This is a genomic window from Achromobacter mucicolens, from assembly GCF_902859725.1.
Lineage (GTDB): Bacteria > Pseudomonadota > Gammaproteobacteria > Burkholderiales > Burkholderiaceae_B > Achromobacter > Achromobacter mucicolens.
In genome coordinates this window covers 120,093-137,441 of record NZ_CADIJP010000009.1, presented here as the reverse complement: position 1 = coordinate 137,441, position 17,349 = coordinate 120,093, and the positions used below count along the sequence as shown (strand labels likewise).

Genomic DNA, 17,349 nt, shown 5'->3' with positions numbered 1-17,349 from the left:
CGGGGCGGATTGATGGGCGGCAGCGGGGTCCCGGGATCCGCGGCTCGTCACGCTCAAAGAAAAACGCCGTCCGGCGCGCGATGCGCCGGACGGCGTTTGTCCGAAGGCGCTGCGATTACAGCGCGTCGGCCCAGAGGTCGTACTCGTCGGACTCGGTGACGCGCACGCGCACCATGTCGCCCGGCTGCAAGGGCTTGTCCGAACTGACGTAGACGCAGCCGTCGATTTCCGGCGCGTCGCCCGCGCTGCGGCCCACCGCGCCGTCTTCGTCAACCTCATCGATCAGCACGTCGATCTCGCGGCCGACCTTCAGCGCCAGGCGCTGGGCGGAGATGGTCTGCTGCAGCGCCATGAAGCGCTCCCAGCGATCCTGCTTGACGTCGTCCGGCACCGGATCGTCCAGCAGGTTGGCCGGCGCGCCTTCAACCGGCGAATACTGAAAACAGCCCACGCGGTCCAGCTGCGCTTCCTGCATCCAGTCCAGCAGATACTGGAAGTCTTCCTCGGTTTCGCCGGGAAAGCCGACGATGAAGGTCGAGCGGATCGTCAGGTCCGGGCAGATTTCGCGCCAGCGCTTGATGCGCGCGAGCGTTTTGTCCTCGAAGGCCGGGCGCTTCATCAGCTTCAGGATGCGCGGGCTGGCGTGCTGGAACGGGATGTCCAGGTAGGGCAGGATCTTGCCCTCGGCCATCAGCGGAATCACTTCATCGACGTGCGGGTACGGATACACGTAGTGCAGGCGCGTCCAGACGCCCATTTCGGACAAGGCCATACAGAGCTCGGTCATGCGGGTCTTGACCGGGCGGCCGTTCCAAAAACCGCTGCGGTATTTCAGGTCCACGCCGTAGGCGCTGGTGTCCTGCGAGATCACCAGCAGCTCTTTGACGCCGGCCTTCACCAGGCGCTCGGCTTCGTTCAGCACGTCGCCGACGGGACGGCTGACCAGGTCGCCGCGCATCGAGGGAATGATGCAGAAGCTGCAGCGATGATTGCAGCCTTCGGAGATCTTCAGGTAGGCATAGTGGCGCGGCGTGAGCTTCACGCCCTGCGGCGGCACCAGGTCCACGTAGGGATTGTGGTCCGTGCGCGGGGGCGCCACGCCGTGCACGGCGCGCACGACCTCTTCATATTGCTGGGGACCGGTCACCGACAGCACGCTGGGATGCACGTCGCGGATCACCGATTCCTCGACGCCCATACAGCCAGTCACGATGACCTTGCCATTCTCGGCAAGGGCTTCGCCGATGGCCTCCAGCGACTCGGCCTTGGCGCTGTCGATGAAGCCACAGGTGTTCACGACGACCACGTCGGCACCGTTGTATTCCGGCGTGATTTCGTAGCCTTCGGTGCGCAGCTGGGTCAGGATGCGTTCGGAGTCGACCAGGGCTTTGGGGCAGCCCAGGGACACGAACCCCACGCGCGGCGCGCGCGCCGGGTTGGCTTCCTGGGCGGCGGCCGTGATGGCGTCCAGCGTCGCGCTGGCGCCGTTGCTGGGAGGAGTGCCGGCGCCTTTGCCGGGGCGGGAATGTTCAATAACGTCCAATCTAATTCACCGTAGGTTCGCGCACGGGCATTGGGCGTGCGGCGGGGTAATCGTCAAAGGGTCAGGGCCAGGCCGGGGCGTCCACGGAGGACAGCTGGCGCAGCGTTTCGGGATGCAGCATGGCGACCCGCAGCAATGTCTGCGCGGCGCCTGAAGGGTTGCGCCGGCCTTGTTCCCAATCCTGCAAGGTACGCACGCTTACGCCCAGCAACGCCGCGAAATCCGCCTGCGGCAGGCCCACGCGATTGCGCGCTTCGCTGATATGCGACGCCTGCCACCGGACGGACCGGGCAAGCGGAACAGCCTTATTCATAACTCAATCGAGGGGGGAGGGGGGCGGCGTTTTCCCGCCAACCGAATTCGAGGCTGGCGGCCGCTCCTGTGGCGATAGCGGGAAAGCGCAAGATTATACGGCATTGCCGTAGGCGCGGATAGCGCCGGGTGCGCAACCGGCCTGCGAAAAGGGGGGCGGAGAAGCGGACGCGGACCGTCGGCCCGTGTCCGGTTCAGGCTGCGGTGCGCCGGTACAGGGCCAGCGTCCCGGCCAGACCGATCAGCATGCCCCCGCAGATCCGGTTCAGCCAGCGCAGGCCGCCCGCCCGGAAGGCGCGCACCATCTGGGCGCCCAGGGTGGCGTACGCCAGCATCGTCGCCAAGTTCAACAGCGCCAGGATCCCGGCCAGGATGGCGTATTGGGCGGGCAGAGGCGCCGCGGGGTTGATGAACTGGGGCAGAAAGGCCGACATGAAAAGCAGGGCCTTGGGGTTGGTCAGCGCCACGACGAAGCTGCGCATGCCAAGAGCCAGGCCGTCCGGACGGGCGTCGCGGGGGCGCTCGGACGGCAGGGTCAGCGCCGCGTCCGAACGCAGGAGCTTGACGCCCAGCCACGCCAGATACGCCGCGCCCGCCCATTTGACGATCTGGAAGGCGACTTCGGAGGCCGCCAGCAGCACGCCCAGGCCGCAGGCCACCGCGCCGATCAGGACCAGATCCGCCAGCACGGCGCCGCCCATGCCCCAGCACGCGGCGCGCACGCCGTGGCGCGAGCCGTTGGACAGGGCGAGAAGCACGGTGGGGCCGGGCGTGATGATGGCGACGGCAGAGGCCAGGACGAACAGCAGCAGCGTGGCAAGGGTCATGATCGGGCTCCGGGGCAGGCACCCAGTGTGCCGCGCCCGCCTCCCTCTCGTCCAGGTCCGGGCTACCATAGCGGTCTTACTCTTTGATTTCGCCCCATGTCCAAGCGTTCCGACTCCCCCAATCTGGCTCCTCCGCTCTCTTCAGTCCTTCTTGCCAGCGCGGAAGTGGTGGAGGATGTGCTCGACGGCCGTTCGCTCACCGAGGCGCTGGCCGACGTGGACGCCGCGCTGCGTCCGGCGACGCAGGCCGTGTCGTTTCATGCAATGCGCTACCTGGGTTGGGCCGATGCGGTCGGGCGCGAGATGGTGCAGCGCTATCCCAGCGTGCTGTTCGAGTCTTTGCTGCTGGTGTCGCTGACGCTGCTCAAGGAAGAGGGCGATGCGGCCGTGGCCTTGCCCGGCATGCCGGTCTATGCGCCGCACACTGTCGTCGACCAGGCGGTGACCGCGGCCGCCGGCTCGCGCGCCCTGGCGTCGTACAAGGGCATGCTCAACGCCTGCCTGCGCCGCTTCCTGCGCGAACGCGCCGCGCTTGAAGCCGCGGTGGCCGACAGCCCCGAGGCGCAATTCAATCATCCCGGCTGGTGGGTCAAGCAACTGACCGTGGCCTATCCAAAGCAATGGCGCGACATCCTGGCCGCCGCCAACCTGCCCGCCCCGCTGACGCTGCGGGTGAATCGCCGGCGCGCCACCCGCGAACAGGTGCTGGCGGCGTTTGCCGATGCGGGCCTGGCGGCCGAACCGGTGGGCCAGTCGGGCGTGGTGCTCGCCACGCCCAAACCGGTGACGCAGTTGCCCGGCTTTGCCGAGGGCTGGTGGTCGGTGCAGGACGCGGGCGCACAGCTCGCCGCCGAATTGCTGGCGCCCGCAAACGGCATGCGGGTGCTGGACGCGTGCTCGGCGCCGGGCGGCAAGACGGCGCACCTGCTTGAGCTGGCCGATATCGACCTGCTTGCCCTGGACGCCGATGCCGACCGGCTTGCCCGGGTGGAACAGAACCTGGCACGGCTGGGCTTGGGCGGCGATCACGTCCGGCTCAAGGCGGCCGATGCGGCCGACCTGGACGCCTGGTGGGACGGCAAGCCCTTTGACGCGGTGCTGGCCGACGTGCCCTGCACGGCGTCGGGCATCGTGCGGCGTCACCCCGACATCCGCTGGCTGCGCCGCGAAAACGACCTGCGCCGCACGGCCAGCCTGCAGACCCGGATCCTGGACGCGCTCTGGTCCACCGTGGCGCCGGGCGGCCGCCTGCTCTATGTGACATGCTCGGTTTTTCCGATCGAAGGCACGCGCCAGGCCCTGGAGTTTCTGCAGCGCCACCCCGACGCGACCCGCCTGGACGCACCGGGCCAGTTGCTGCCAGTTGCGGTCGATGCAACACCCGCGGCGCAACACGACGGGTTTTTCTACGCCTTGTTTGCCAAGCAGTCCTGAATCCCGAAGAATAGGGGCATGACGTAGTCCCGGTGCCGTATGTCCATTATTTCGCGCGTATTTCTTGGGTTGTTGCTGGTATCTGCCGTGCTTTTGACCGCGCCGGGCGGCTTGGCTCACGCGTCCGAACCCCGTGTCACGCGTGTGGACCCGGTGGTGCGAGACGGCAACCTGGAAATCGACGCGGATATCGAATTCGAGCTGAATCAGCAGTTGCGCGACGCCGCCCAGCGCGGCGTCGCCTTGTATTTCACGGCCGACCTCACCATCACCCGCGAGCGCTGGTACTGGTTCGACAAGTCGCTGGTGGACACGTCCCGCACCTGGCGGGTGGTCTATAACGCGCTGACCCGTCAATGGCGGGCGGGCGTGGGCGAGCTGTCCTTTCCGGTGGCCTCGCTGGACGACGCGATGAGCGCCATCCGGCACATCCGCAATTGGCGAGTGGCAGAGGCGAGCGAGTTTGATGCGGGTTCGGAATACAACGGGCAATTGCGTCTGAGGCTGGATACGTCGCTGCTGCCGCGGCCGTTCCAGGTCAATGCCCTGAACAGCAGTTCGTGGGCGCAGGCGACGCCGTGGATGGACTTCTCGTTCATGTTGGGCGACAAGGAGAAAGATCCCTCATGAGGCTTTTGCTTCGGCTGGCGCTGATGGTCGGCGCCGTGAGCGGTCTGGCGCTGCTGGGCCTTCTGGCCTGGTCCACCGGTAACGCCTCGCGATTTGCGCGCTACTACGACACGCTGCTGGTCCTGAACGGCATTTTCGCGCTGGCGCTCTTTGTCTGGGTGGTCGCGCTGACGGTGCGGCTGGCCCGTCAGATCCGGCGCCGGCAGTTCGGCGCGCGGCTCACCGCCCGCTTTTCCCTGGCGTTCGCCCTGATCGGCGTGGTGCCCGGCGCGCTCATCTACACCGTGTCGGTGCAGTTCATGTCGCGCTCGATCGAATCCTGGTTCAACGTGCGCGTGGATACGGCGCTGGAAGCCGGCCTGAACCTGGGCCGCGCCGCGCTGGATTCGCTGCTGGCGGACCTGGACGCGCGGGCGCGCTCGATGGCGGTCGAACTGAACCGCAGCACCGACAGCGGCGTGACGCTGGCGCTGACCCGGCTGCGCGAGGCCAATGGCGTGCAGGAAGCCATGGTGTTCACGGGCAGCGGCCGCATGGTGGCGTTTTCGACCAGCCAGTACGGGCAACTGCTGCCTGCAATGCCGCCTTCCACGGTGATGAACCAGTTGCGGCTGGCGCGCGGTTACTCGGCGGCCGAAGCCGACGATCCCGTGACGCCGGGCGCCGAGGGCGGCCTGCATCTGCGCGTGGTGATCCCGCTGAACGGCCCGGACCGCTACGACAACCTGCTGGGGCCGGCGTCCGAACCCCGCTGGCTGCAGTTGCTGCAGCCGGTGCCCGAGCAGATCGCGCACAACGCCAACCTCGTGCAGCAAGGCTTTCGCGATTACCAGGAGCTGGCGCTGTCGCGGTTGGGCCTGCGCAAGCTCTACGGCATCACGCTGACGCTGGCCCTGCTGCTGGCGGCGTTCGGCGCCATCGCGGTGGCGCTGTCCCTGTCCAAGCGGCTGGTGCGCCCGCTGCTGAGCCTGGCAGGCGGCACGCAGGCGGTGGGCGTGGGCGACTACCGGCCCTTGCCCGAACCGCCGGAACGCGACGAAGTCGGCCAGCTTACGCGCTCGTTCAACGCCATGACGCGCCAGCTCGACGAGGCGCGCCGCATGGTCGAAAGCAACCGCCAGCAGCTCGAACGCTCCAATGTGTACCTGGAAAGCGTGCTGTCCAACCTGTCCTCCGGCGTGCTGGTGTTCGATGAATCCTTCCGCGTCACCACGGTCAACCAGGGCGCCCAGACTATCCTGGGCGCCGACTTGCGTTCGGTGATCGGCCGCCCGCTGGAGACGGCGGACGGCATGCTGGAGTTTGCGAACATCGTGCGTCAGGCGTTTTCCACGCATGCGGCGGTCGGTTCCGAACGCCAGCACTGGCAGCAGCAGTTCGAAATCGCGCCCGCCGCGGTCGAAGGCGAGACCGCATCGCAGCCGCTGACGCTGCTGGCGCGGGGCACGCACCTGCGCGTGGACGGGCGCGGCAACGGCTATCTGGTGGTGTTCGACGACATCACCGAAGTGATATCGGCCAACCGGACGGTGGCGTGGGGCGAGGTGGCGCGCCGTCTGGCCCACGAAATCAAGAATCCGCTGACCCCCATCCAGCTCTCGGCCGAGCGCCTTGCCATGAAGCTGGAAGGCAAGCTGCCGCCCGCCGAGGCCCAGATCGTGGCGCGCTCGACCAACACGATCGTGAACCAGGTGGCGTCGCTCAAGCAGATGGTGGACGACTTCCGCGAATACGCCCGCACGCCGCCGGCCGTCATGCAACGCATCAACTTCAACGCGCTGGTGGCGGACGTGCTGTCGCTGTACGGCTGGGAGCCTGAGGGCGGGTCCTCGCGCCTGACGGAGAAGACCCTGAATCTGGACGTGAGCCTGGCGGCCGGTCTGCCCGACATCGAAGGCGATCCGACCCAGCTTCGGCAGGTGATTCACAACCTGCTGTCGAATGCCCGCGATGCGATCGCGGAACTGGGCGGGCAGGGCCGCGTCAGCGTGACGACGCAGCTCATGCGCAGCGAACAGCCCGATCGCGTGGCCCATCAGGCGCTGCGTTTCACGGTGGCCGACACCGGTCCGGGCTTCCCGCCGCAGGTCATGCAGCGCGCGTTCGAGCCCTACGTAACCACAAAGTCCCACGGGACTGGGTTAGGATTGGCAATCGTCCGCAAGATCGTGGAAGAGCATGGCGGACGTATCGACCTTGCCAACCGCAAGGAAGGAGGGGCGCGGATTTCCATCCTGTTGACCCGGCTCGCGCCCGGGTCCGATACTATGGACGCCACCGCGCAAGAAAAGGATAATGCGGCTACGCAATAGGTGGATGCTTTATGGCCAGAATTCTGGTGGTTGACGACGAAGTCGGTATACGCGAGCTTTTGTCGGAAATCCTTTACGACGAGGGACACACGGTCGAGCTGGCCGAAAACGCGGCGCAAGCGCGCGCTGCCCGTCTTCGCATGCGTCCCGATCTGGTGTTGCTGGACATCTGGATGCCCGACACCGACGGTGTCAGCCTGCTCAAGGAGTGGGGCTCGCAAGGCTTGCTGGACATGCCTGTCATCATGATGAGCGGCCACGCCACCATCGACACGGCAGTCGAAGCCACGCGCATCGGCGCCATGGATTTCCTGGAAAAGCCCATCACGCTGCAGCGTCTGCTCAAGACCGTTGCCGCGGGTCTGGCACGCGGCCGCTTGCCGCATCCGGCGCCTGCCGCCGCCAATCCGGCGGTCGCCAGCTCGGTGGTCGCGCTGGAAGACGAACTCGATCCGCCGGCCGCGCTGGCTGCCGTGTCCGCCAACGATGCGCCGGCCACCTCCAACGGCCAGCTTGGCAGCATCTCGCTGGACCAGCCGCTGCGCGAGGCGCGCGACGAATTCGAGCGCATCTACTTTGAATATCACCTGGTCAGGGAAAGCCACAGCATGACGCGCGTGTCCGAACGCACCGGGCTGGAACGCACCCACCTCTACCGCAAGCTCAAGCAATTGGGCATCGAGTCCGCGCGCAAGCGCAGCACATGAAGATCCTCATCATGGGCGCTGGTCGCGTAGGCACCAGCGTGGCGGAAAACCTGGTGTCCGAGCAAAACGACATCACGGTCATCGATTCGGACCCCGCCCAGCTGCAATACCTGCAAGAACACTTTGACCTGCGTGTCGTCCTGGGAGACGGCTCGCAGGTGTCGGTGCTTGAAAACGCCGGCGCCGCCGATACCGATCTTTTCATCGCCTGTGCGGCGTCCGACGCCGCCAACATGGTCGCGTGCAAGATTGCGCGCCAGCTGTTCAACATTCCCCGCCGCATCGCCCGTATCCGCTCGGCCGAGTTCCCCGAGCATCCGGAACTCATGAGCGAAGAAGGCTTCTGCATCGACGCGCTCATCAGCCCCGAACGCAGCGTCACCACTTACCTGCACAGCCTGATCGAATTTCCCGAGGCCTTGCAGGTCGTGGAATTCGCGGAAGGGCGCGTCAGCGTCGTGACGGTCCGGGTGGGGCATGGCAGCCCGATGGCGCATTCGTCCGTCGACAAGCTGCGCGACGTCTGGCCGGACGTGAAGGCGCGCGTGATCGACGTGCTGCGCGGCGGGCGTCCCCTGCGCGCGGGCAGCGGCACCGTCATCGCGCCGGGCGACGAAGTCGTGCTGGTCGTGGATTCCGACCATGCCCGCCGCGCCGTGCGCAAGCTTCGCGACGCCGAGCGGGCCGTGCGCCGCGTGATGATCGCGGGCGGCGGCAATATCGGCTTGCGGCTCGCGCGCCAGCTCGCCGAAGAAAAGTACAGCGTGCGCATCATCGAGCACGACCTCAAGCGCTGCGAATACCTGGCGACCCAGCTGCCGGACAGCGTGCTGGTCCTGCACGGTAGCGGCACGGACGAGGCGCTGCTCGAGCGCGAAAACATCGAGGACATGGACACCTGGCTGGCGCTGACCAGCGACGACGAGGACAACATCATGTCCTCGCTGCTGGCCAAGCGGCTGGGCGCACGCAAGGTGATCGCGCTGATCAACCGGCAGGCATACGGCGAACTGATGCAGGGCAGCCATATCGACATCGCGGTGTCGCCGTCGCAAGCCACCATGAGCGAGCTGTTGCGTCATGTGCGCCGCGGCGACGTGGTCGCCGTGCACCGGCTGCGCCAGGGTGTGGCGGAGGCCCTGGAGGCCATTGCACACGGCGACCGCTCCACGTCCAAGGTGGTGGGCCGCGCGGTGGGCAAGATCAGCCTGCCAAAGGGCGCCAGCATCGGCGCGCTGGTGCGCGGCGAAGAAATCATCCTGCCCGACGCCGATACCGTCATCGAAACCGACGACCACGTCATCGTCTTTGTGCCCTCGCGCCAGCAGATGCCGCGCGTGGAAAAGCTGTTCCAGGTCTCGGCGTCCTTCTTCTGATGCGCTGCCCCTCTCACTCCTTGCGTGGGCCGCGCGCGGCCGGATAAGCCTTCATGAAGCGCGTTCTGGCCACCCTGTACATCCTGGGCCTCACCATGGTGATGTTCGCCCTCACCATGCTGATCCCGCTGTTCATCGCCTATGTGGGGGCGGACGGGGCGCGTGACGCGTTCCGGAACGGGTTTCTCATTTCGGTGGGCATTGGCGGCGGCCTGGCCGCGCTGACCCGGCGCAACCGCAGTGAATTGCGGGCGCGCGACGGCTTCGTGCTGGTGTCGGCCGTGTGGGCGGGCCTGCCCTTGCTGGCGGCCATTCCGCTCTTGCTGTATTTCCATGGCGCGGGGCTGCCCTTGTCCTTCACCGGGGCCTATTTCGAGGCGATGTCCGGGCTGACCACGACGGGCGCCACGGTCCTGACCAATCTGGACACCTTGCCGCCGTCGATCAACCTGTGGCGCGCCACGCTGATCTGGATCGGCGGCATGGGCATCCTGGTGCTGGCCGTCGCCATTCTTCCCCTGCTGGGGGTGGGCGGCCACCAGGTGGTCCGGGCGGAAACCCCGGGTCCGATGAAGGACGAGCGGCTGACCCCGCGCATCGCCAGCACGGCCAAGGCGCTGTACGCGGTGTACTTCGTGTTTTCGATTCTCTGTTTCCTGGCGTACCGGCTGGCCGGGCTGTCCTGGTTCGAGGCCTGGTGCCACATGGCCACCACCATGGGGCTGGGGGGCTTTTCCACCTGGGACGACGGCTTCGCGCACTTTGACTCCGTGGCGGTCGAAATGGTGGCGATGGTGTTCATGCTGATCGCCGGGATCAACTTCGCGACGCACTTCAACGCCTTCCGCCAGCGCAGCCCGCGCGCCTATTGGCGCTGCCCGGAGGCCATCCCGTACCTGGTCGTGGTGCTGGGAGTGGGCGTGATCATCTCGGTGTACCTGTTCATCAAGGACGTCTACACGGATCCCCTGGAGGCGCTGCGCTACGGGATGTTCAACACCATCTCCATGGCCACCACCACGGGCTATGCCAACACGGACTTCGCGCAGTGGCCGCTGTTTGCGCCGCTGACGATGCTGCTGCTGTCGGGTTTTGCGACATCGGCGGGGTCGACGGGGGGCGGGATCAAGATGATCCGCGCCATCCTGCTGATCAAGCAGGCCCGCAACGAGCTGGTGACGATGCTGCACCCGCATGCCGTCAGTCCGGTCCGGATCAACGGCAGGGCGGTGGAGACCCGGACCATGTCGTCCGTGCTGGCCTTCATGCTGTTCTACGGCCTGTCGATCGCCGTGTTCACCAGCCTGCTGCTGCTCTCGGGCCTGGACCCCATCACGGCGTTCTCGGCGGTGTTTGCCAGCGTGAACAACACGGGGCCGGGGCTGGGGCCCGTGGGTCCGATGGGCTCGTTCGCCGTGCTGTCGGACTTCCAGATCTGGGTCTGCACCTTCGCCATGCTGATCGGCCGCCTGGAGCTCTTGACCGTGCTGGTCCTGTTCACGCCAATCTTCTGGCGCAAATAGCCGCCGTCCGGCGTCAATTTAGTAAGGGATAACCCTAATCAGGGTTATCCCACCCCCTCTCAGAATCCCCGTCAATACTGGCTTTCGGCGCCTGGCGCGGTGGCGACCCGCGCCAATCCTATGCTGTGAGCGCTTGCTTACTTTTCTTCAGAGGGCAAAACCGGATGATTCGCGATGTTGCACACAAATGTCACGATTTTCAATCGTTTTGCCACAAAGCTGCGGCTATCATGCGTTCACAAGCCGCCGTCTAGCGCCCCCCGGGAAGTTGCCGGGCTTCAAGGTCGAACGGCGCATACCCTCATCAAACATTCAAAGGAGTCCGAGATGGAACAAATCCCGTTCATTTCGTCGGCCCCCAACACCCTGGGCATCGAACTCGAGCTGCAACTGATCGACCCCCGCAGTTTTGACCTTGCTGCAGCCTCTGACGAACTGTTGGCCCAGATGGCCAACCATCCTATTGCCGACCGCGTCAAACCCGAAATCACGCGGTCCATGATCGAACTGAACTCCTCGGTGCACGAGCACCCCATGGGCCTTCTGGCCGAAATGCGCGAGATGCGCGACGCCCTGGTTGAAGCGGCCGACGCGGTGGGCGTGTCGGTGGCGGGCGGCGGCGCCCATCCCTTCATGCGCTGGCAGGAACGCTCCATCTCGGATACCCCGCGCTTCCAGTACCTGGCCGAAATGTACGGTTACCTGGCGCGTCAATTTACGGTTTTCGGCCAGCACATCCATCTGGGCGTGAAGAGCGGCGACGATTCGATCAAGCTTCTGCGCCGCCTGTCGCCCTACGTGCCGCATTTCATCGCGCTGTCGGCCTCTTCGCCCTACTGCGAGGGGGTGGATACCCTGTTCTCGTGCTCGCGCCTGAACGCGGTCAACAGCTTCCCGCTGGCCGGGCATATGCCCGCCGAGGTCAAGGACTGGTACCAGTTCGAAGCCCATCTGTCGCAACTGCGCGCCTTCGGCCTGGCCGAAAGCATCAAGGACCTGTACTGGGATATTCGCCCCAAGCCCGAGTACGGCACGGTCGAAATCCGTGTTTGCGACACGCCGCTGACCGTGGAGCGCGCCTGCCAGGTGGCGGCGTTTGCCCAGGCGCTGGCAGTGCTGCTGATGCGCGAGGAAGATCCCAGCGACAACGCGTGGCTGTCCTACCGCAGCAATCATTTCCAGGCCTGCCGGTTTGGCCTGCAAGGCAGCTACGTGACGCCGGAAGGGCAGCGCGTGCGCCTGATCGACCATCTGCGCGCGCTGTTTCAGCGCCTGATGCCGGTGGCCGAGGAACTGGGCACGGGCGACATGATCGCCGCCCTGCGCGACGATGCCATGCGCGCTGGCAACGATGCCCGCTGGCTGCGCAGCCAGTATCACCGCCTGCGCGACCTGCCGCTGGTGGTGGAGGCCATGTCCAATGCCTGGCGCGGCACGGCGGCTCCCGTCGCGCCGCCCGCGGAGCCCACGGCGGTGCTGCGCCGCCGGATCCGGGCGACGTCCGAGCCCATGCAGAGCCTGGCCGCTTCCGAGCCCGGCGTCATCGTGCCCGAACGGCTGCACTAGAAGTGCCAGCCGCGGGGCCCTCGTGTTAGGGGGCCCCGCGGTGCCGGCCGCCGATCGCGCTGACCGACAGGCGGGTTTCTCCCGCCACGGTCCGATGCGCGGCGGCGCGCCAGGCGTGGCCGTACGCCACCTCGATGCTCAGCACGATCAGACCATCGGCATTGCGCTGCGCTTCCAGCGCGGCGCACAGGCGGTCGCGCCAGTCCCGTCCCACCAGCCCGCCGCGGCGGCCTTCCGCCGGGTTTCCGCCCAGCGCGCGCACGTCCTGCAGCAGCTTTTCCGGACTGCGATAGGTCAGGGTCAGGATTTCCTGGTCCATGACCGGATCCGCGAAGCCATTCTCCACCAGCAGGTCGCCGAAGTCGTGCATGTCCACGAAGGACGGCGTGGCGGTGCGCAGGCCCGCGTCCGCCACTGCCTGGCGCAGTTCGCGCAGGGTGGCCGGGCCCAGACAGGAGAACATCGCCAGGCCACCCACTTTCAGGATGCGGCGCCACTCGGCCAGCACGGCGTGCGGTTCGCGGTGCCAGTGCATGGCCATGTTTGACCACACCAATTCCAGCGATTCAGGGGGCAGGCCCGTATTGGCCAGATCCGCGTTGACGAACGCGGGGGCGGCGGGGCCGCGGCGCGCCAGCTTGCCGATCCAGGCCGACAGGCCGCCCGGCGCGTGGCGCTTGCGTGCTTGGCTGAGCAGCGGTTCACAGTTGTCCAGGCCCGTATAGGCGGCATCCGGGTAGCGCTCGCGCAGCAGCGGCAGGTTGTCGCCGGCGCCGCAGCCGGCGTCCAGCAAGGCTTGCGGCTGCACGCGGATGTACTGCAGGCGGCCGAGCATGCGGCGCGCCACCTCGCCGTAAAGGAATTGGGCGTCAGCCAGGTCGCCGCGGCGCGCGAACTGGCGCGGCACGTCGGCGCTGACGAGGGGCAGGGAGGGGGGCGTTGCGGATTCTGGCAGGGACATTTCGGTCGCGCCCGCGGGATCGCCCGGGGGCGGAGCATGGTTTGATCTGGGATGGCACACATTATTGCGCATCCCGGCCGCAGGCTCCGATTGCCCCTACTGGGCATGGGGCGACGGCTGCTGTCGCGCGTGGGCGGCGATTGCCCCTTATGCGGCGCACGGGTCGCGGGGGCGCGGCTGTGCGCCGGCTGCCAGGCCGACATCCTGGCGGGGCCGCCGGGCGCATCGGCCAGATGCCCGCAGTGCGCGCTTCGCCTGAAAGGCGGCGGGCAGCATTGCGCGGCCTGCCTCGCGGCGCCGCGCACATTCAGCCGGACCGTCGCGGCCTTTGACTACGCGCCGCCCGGCGACTCGCTGATCCTGATGCTCAAGACGCAGTTGCGGCTCAGCATGGCGCCGGTGCTGGCGCGGCTGATGGCGCAGGCGCTGCAGGCGGCGGACGGGGCAGCCAGTCCGGGCGCGGGAGCCTGGCCTGCCGATCTGGTCCTGGTCCCCATCCCGGCCAGCCGCGCTTCGCTGCGCCAGCGCGGAATGAATCCGGCGGCCGAGATCGCGCGCAGCCTGGCCGCGGAACTGTCGCTGCCCGCGCCGCGCCTTGTTCTGGCGCGGCGGCGCGAGACGCCCCGCCAGGCCACGCTGGACCGGCGCGCCAGGCAGCGCGGGGCCGTGGGTCTTTTTACCTGCACCGGCACCGTTCTTGGTCGGCATGTGGCGGTGGTGGACGACGTGATGACCACTGGCAGCACCGCTGGGGCCGCAGCGCAGGCCCTGATGGCGGCGGGCGCGGCCAGCGTCACGGTGCTGGTGGCCGCGCGCACGCCATGACGCCGGATTGCATCGGCCGGCGTCCAGGCCCGGCCGCCAGAATGGCCTGCCGCGCGCCGGCCCATCCTGGCAAATCGGCGACAATCACGCCTGCGGCCGCTTCCGGCCGCACGCCTTTTCATCTTCCCTGCGCCATGTTCCACGTCATTCTTGTCTGCCCGGAGATCCCGCCCAACACGGGCAACGCCATTCGCCTGTGCGCCAATACCGGCGCGCAGCTGCATCTGGTGCGGCCGTTGGGGTTTGAACTGGATGACGCCCGCATGCGGCGGGCCGGGTTGGACTATCACGAGTGGCAACCCGTGCGCGTGCACGACACGCTGCGGGAGGCGCTGGAAGATACCGGCGCGGTCGCCTCCAGCATCTATGCGCTGACCACGCACGCGCAGCGCAGCGTGGCCGATGTCAGTTTCAAGCCGGGGGATGTGTTCGTGTTTGGCCGCGAAAGCGCTGGCCTGTCCGACGAGCACCAGGCGATGTTTCCGCCGCAGCAGCGGCTGCGGCTGCCGATGCGCACCGGCCAGCGCAGCCTGAACCTGTCGAATGCCGTGGCGGTTACGGTGTTCGAAGCCTGGCGCCAGCAGGGTTACGAAGGCGGCGCATAGCGCCGCCCTTCGGCCGGGAAGCTCAGTCCAGCGACAGCTTGAGCTTGTCGATCACCTGGTCCCAACGCGCCTTTTCATTCTTGATGCGGGCGGTCAGGGCTTCCGGGGTGGACGGGGCGGGCGTGAAGTATTGCAGCGCGAGCTGCTTGCGCACGGCATCGCTATTGATGATGCGCGCCAGTTCGCTATTGAGCCGTTCGACGATCGGCGTGGGCGTGCCGGCCGGCGCCAGGATCGCATTCCACGAGATGGCCTCGAAATCCGGATAGCCTTGCGAGGCCATGGTCGGCACGCCGGGCAGGGCGTCGCTGGGCTGCAGGCTGGTCACGGCCAGCAGCTTGACCTTGCCGTCGCGAGCCTGCGGCACGGCGATCGCCGGCACCATGAAACCGGCCTGCACGTCGCCGCCGATGATGGCGGTGATGACCTGGGGAAAGCCGGAATACGGGATGTGCGCCAGGTCCACGCCCGCGCTCTCCTTGAACATCTCCATGGCCAGGTGGGCCGAGCTGCCCGGGCCGACCGACCCGTAGTTCAGCGAATTGCCGCGGCCCTTGACCAGCTTGACGAAGTCCTGGACGTTGTCGACCTTCAGGCTGCCCGGCACCACCAGCACGTTGGGGCTGGTGCCCACCAGCGACACCGGCTCCAGATCGGTCAGGGGGTCGTAGCCCAGCGTCTTCTTGTACAGGGTGGGGGCGGTGACCAGCGGGCCGTTGATCGTGTAGAGCAGCGTGTAACCATCGGGCTTGGCCTGCGCCACCATGCGCGTGCCGATGTTGCCGCCCGCGCCCGGCTTGTTGTCGATGACGATGGGCTGACCCAGGGCCTGGGAAAGCGGCTCGGAAATCGTGCGCGCCAGGATGTCGGGAGACGAGCCCGGCGGGAAGGGCACCACCATGTGGATCGGGCGCTCAGGCCAGTCGGCATGGGCGGCAAAGGGCACAATGGCGGCCAGGCTCAGGCAAAGGCCACGCAGCAGCGGGCCGACCCGGAACTTGCGGGTTTGCGTCATGAAGGATGTCTCCTCGGGGTGGGTGTCGTGTGTTGTTGTCGGAGCGGAATGGACAGAGGCGCGGTCTAGGCGGCGCCGAAGGCCTCGCCGGAGCCGGACCCTTCGTAACGGGCGTCCCGCGCCAGCAGGGCCGAGACGGCCGTCATGGGCGCCACGCCTTCGAACAGCACGGCGCACACGGCTTCGGTAATGGGCAATTCGACATTGATGGCGCGGGCGCGTTCCAGCGCGGCGCGGGCGCAGCGCACGCCCTCGGCGGTGATGCCGCTGGCCAGGATGTCGGCCAGCTTGCGGCCGGCGCCGATCTCCAGGCCCACGCGCCGGTTGCGCGATAGCTCGCCCGTGGCGGTCAGCACCAGATCGCCCAGGCCGGTCAGCCCGGCGAAGGTTTCGGCCTGCGCGCCCAGCGCGACGCCAAAACGGGTCATCTCGGCCAGACCGCGGGTAATCAGGGCTGCGCGGGCATTGGTGCCCAGCGCAAGGCCGTCGCAGATGCCGCAGGCAACCGCGATCACGTTCTTTAGCGCGCCGCCCACCTCGACGCCGACCAGGTCGGTGCTGGCGTACACCCGCAGCGCCGCGCCATGGAACGCCGCGGTCGTGACCTCGCGCAGCGCGGGGCTGCTGCTGGCGACCGTCAGCGCGACGGGCAGGCCTTGCGCGACTTCTCGGGCGAACGAGGGGCCTGACAAGGCGCCGCCCGTTGCGCCGGGCAGGGCCTCGCGCATGATTTCGTGGGGCAGCCTGGCCGTGTCGGCTTCAAAGCCCTTGCACGTCCAGACGATGGGGGTGTCCTGCAGGCCCAGCGAGGGCAGCCGTTGCGACAGCGCCTCGCAGATGGACATGAGACCCGCGACGGGCACGCCCAGCACGATCAGGGGGCGCGCGGCGTCGTCCTGCAAGGTGCGCAGCGTGGCGTCCAGATCGGCGGAAAACTGCAGCGTCTTGGGCAGGGAAATGCCCGCCAGATAGCGGGCATTTTCGTGGGTGGCGGCCATGGCGGCCGCTTGCGCGGCTTCGCGCGCCCAGAGCTGGGTGGGGTGGCGGCGGCTGGCGGCCGCCGCCAGCGCGGTGCCCCAACTGCCCGCACCCAGGACGGCGACGCGCAGGCGCGGCTCGGCGGGTTGGTTCATGGGGCGCCGCGGGGTGCTTACTGGCGGGTCGCGCCGGGGGGCAGGATGATGCCCGAGTCGCCGCCGCTACCATTGGCGGCGCCAGCCTGCTGCTGTTGCAGTTCGGCGATGCGCTGTTCGTACAGGGCCTGGAAGTTGACTTCGGTCAGGTGCAGCGGGGGCATCGAGGTGCGGGTGATCGCGTCGGCGATGTTGGCGCGCAGGTACGGGTAGAGCATCGTGGGGCAGACAATGCCCAGCAGCGGATCAAGCTGTTCTTCGGGGATGTTGGCCGCTTCGAAGATGCCGGCTTGCGTGCCTTCGACCAGGTACACGACCTTGTCGTTGATGCGCGTGGTGACGGTGACGGTGACCGTGGTTTCGAACACGGTTTCGGCCAGGCGCTGACCGCCCACGGTGATGCTCACCTCGACCTGGGGCGCTTCCTGCTCCAGGAACACGTGCGGCGCGTTAGGCATTTCCAGCGAGAGGTCTTTCAGGTAGACGCGCTGCAGATTGAACGAGGGCGCGTCGTTGCCGCCTTCTTGCTGGGAGTTTTGGTCTTGATCAGCCATGAGTGTTTCCGTTGGTGGGAGAGGCA

16 protein-coding genes are annotated in these 17,349 nt (G+C 67.4%); 9 read left to right on the top strand and 7 right to left on the bottom strand.

What is annotated here, in order from left to right; genetic code table 11:
- Window positions 1-115: 115 nt before the first annotated feature.
- The 3 genes from rimO to HV786_RS13410 form a co-directional block, all read right to left on the bottom strand.
- Window positions 116-1,471: a 30S ribosomal protein S12 methylthiotransferase RimO gene (gene rimO / locus HV786_RS13420; protein WP_418910215.1), complete on the bottom strand. Its 1,356-nt coding sequence runs from the start codon at window positions 1,469-1,471 to the stop codon at window positions 116-118.
- A gap of 133 nt (window positions 1,472-1,604) precedes the next feature.
- Complete coding sequence (locus HV786_RS13415) at window positions 1,605-1,856, bottom strand: helix-turn-helix domain-containing protein (RefSeq protein ID WP_062838962.1); 252 nt, start codon at window positions 1,854-1,856, stop codon at window positions 1,605-1,607.
- 193 nt (window positions 1,857-2,049) lie between these two features.
- A complete protein-coding gene (locus HV786_RS13410) occupies window positions 2,050-2,682 on the bottom strand; it encodes a LysE family translocator (protein ID WP_128829525.1) in 633 nt (210 codons plus the stop codon).
- Window positions 2,683-2,778: 96 nt separating this feature from the next.
- Between HV786_RS13410 and rsmB the strand changes: the two genes are divergently transcribed.
- The 7 genes from rsmB (at window position 2,779) to HV786_RS13375 (ending at window position 12,230) form a co-directional block, all read left to right on the top strand.
- Window positions 2,779-4,116: a 16S rRNA (cytosine(967)-C(5))-methyltransferase RsmB gene (gene rsmB, locus HV786_RS13405; protein WP_175211066.1), complete on the top strand. Its 1,338-nt coding sequence runs from the start codon at window positions 2,779-2,781 to the stop codon at window positions 4,114-4,116.
- 39 nt (window positions 4,117-4,155) lie between these two features.
- Window positions 4,156-4,746 carry a DUF4390 domain-containing protein gene (locus tag HV786_RS13400; RefSeq protein ID WP_128829524.1) on the top strand — a complete coding sequence of 197 codons (591 nt, stop codon included), beginning with the start codon at window positions 4,156-4,158 and terminating at the stop codon, window positions 4,744-4,746.
- Window positions 4,743-7,058, top strand: coding sequence for a sensor histidine kinase (locus HV786_RS13395; protein WP_128829523.1), 2,316 nt, complete (start codon window positions 4,743-4,745; stop codon window positions 7,056-7,058). Before HV786_RS13400 ends, HV786_RS13395 begins: the two co-directional genes overlap by 4 nt.
- An 11-nt stretch (window positions 7,059-7,069) precedes the next feature.
- Complete coding sequence (locus HV786_RS13390; RefSeq protein WP_128829522.1) at window positions 7,070-7,765, top strand: response regulator; 696 nt, start codon at window positions 7,070-7,072, stop codon at window positions 7,763-7,765.
- Window positions 7,762-9,141 (top strand): Trk system potassium transporter TrkA, encoded by a 1,380-nt coding sequence (gene trkA / locus HV786_RS13385; protein ID WP_175211064.1) that lies wholly within the window; start codon window positions 7,762-7,764, stop codon window positions 9,139-9,141. The genes HV786_RS13390 and trkA overlap by 4 nt, the downstream gene beginning before the upstream one ends.
- Before the next feature lie 53 nt (window positions 9,142-9,194).
- Window positions 9,195-10,664, top strand: coding sequence for a TrkH family potassium uptake protein (locus HV786_RS13380; RefSeq protein WP_128829521.1), 1,470 nt, complete (start codon window positions 9,195-9,197; stop codon window positions 10,662-10,664).
- Between the two features lie 327 nt (window positions 10,665-10,991).
- Entirely contained in the window at window positions 10,992-12,230 is a 1,239-nt protein-coding gene (locus HV786_RS13375) for a YbdK family carboxylate-amine ligase (RefSeq protein ID WP_175211062.1), read from the top strand.
- A 25-nt stretch (window positions 12,231-12,255) separates the two neighbouring features.
- Here HV786_RS13375 and HV786_RS13370 read toward each other — a convergent pair whose 3' ends face one another.
- Window positions 12,256-13,191 (bottom strand): methyltransferase domain-containing protein, encoded by a 936-nt coding sequence (locus HV786_RS13370; protein ID WP_175211060.1) that lies wholly within the window; start codon window positions 13,189-13,191, stop codon window positions 12,256-12,258.
- Between the two features lie 90 nt (window positions 13,192-13,281).
- Between HV786_RS13370 and HV786_RS13365 the strand changes: the two genes are divergently transcribed.
- Together HV786_RS13365 and HV786_RS13360 are read left to right on the top strand one after the other, a co-directional pair.
- A complete protein-coding gene (locus HV786_RS13365; protein WP_420809640.1) occupies window positions 13,282-14,016 on the top strand; it encodes a ComF family protein in 735 nt (244 codons plus the stop codon).
- A gap of 134 nt (window positions 14,017-14,150) precedes the next feature.
- A complete protein-coding gene (locus HV786_RS13360) occupies window positions 14,151-14,621 on the top strand; it encodes a tRNA (cytidine(34)-2'-O)-methyltransferase (RefSeq protein WP_128829520.1) in 471 nt (156 codons plus the stop codon).
- 22 nt (window positions 14,622-14,643) lie between these two features.
- On the opposite strand, the gene HV786_RS13355 is transcribed toward HV786_RS13360, so the two are convergent.
- From HV786_RS13355 to secB, 3 genes are all read right to left on the bottom strand, one after another.
- Entirely contained in the window at window positions 14,644-15,636 is a 993-nt protein-coding gene (locus HV786_RS13355) for a Bug family tripartite tricarboxylate transporter substrate binding protein (RefSeq protein WP_056319730.1), read from the bottom strand.
- Between the two features lie 65 nt (window positions 15,637-15,701).
- Entirely contained in the window at window positions 15,702-16,769 is a 1,068-nt protein-coding gene (locus HV786_RS13350) for an NAD(P)H-dependent glycerol-3-phosphate dehydrogenase (protein ID WP_175211058.1), read from the bottom strand.
- 17 nt (window positions 16,770-16,786) lie between these two features.
- On the bottom strand, window positions 16,787-17,323 hold the full coding sequence (gene secB / locus HV786_RS13345) for a protein-export chaperone SecB (protein ID WP_056319734.1): 537 nt from the start codon (window positions 17,321-17,323) through the stop codon (window positions 16,787-16,789).
- Window positions 17,324-17,349: the final 26 nt, after the last annotated feature.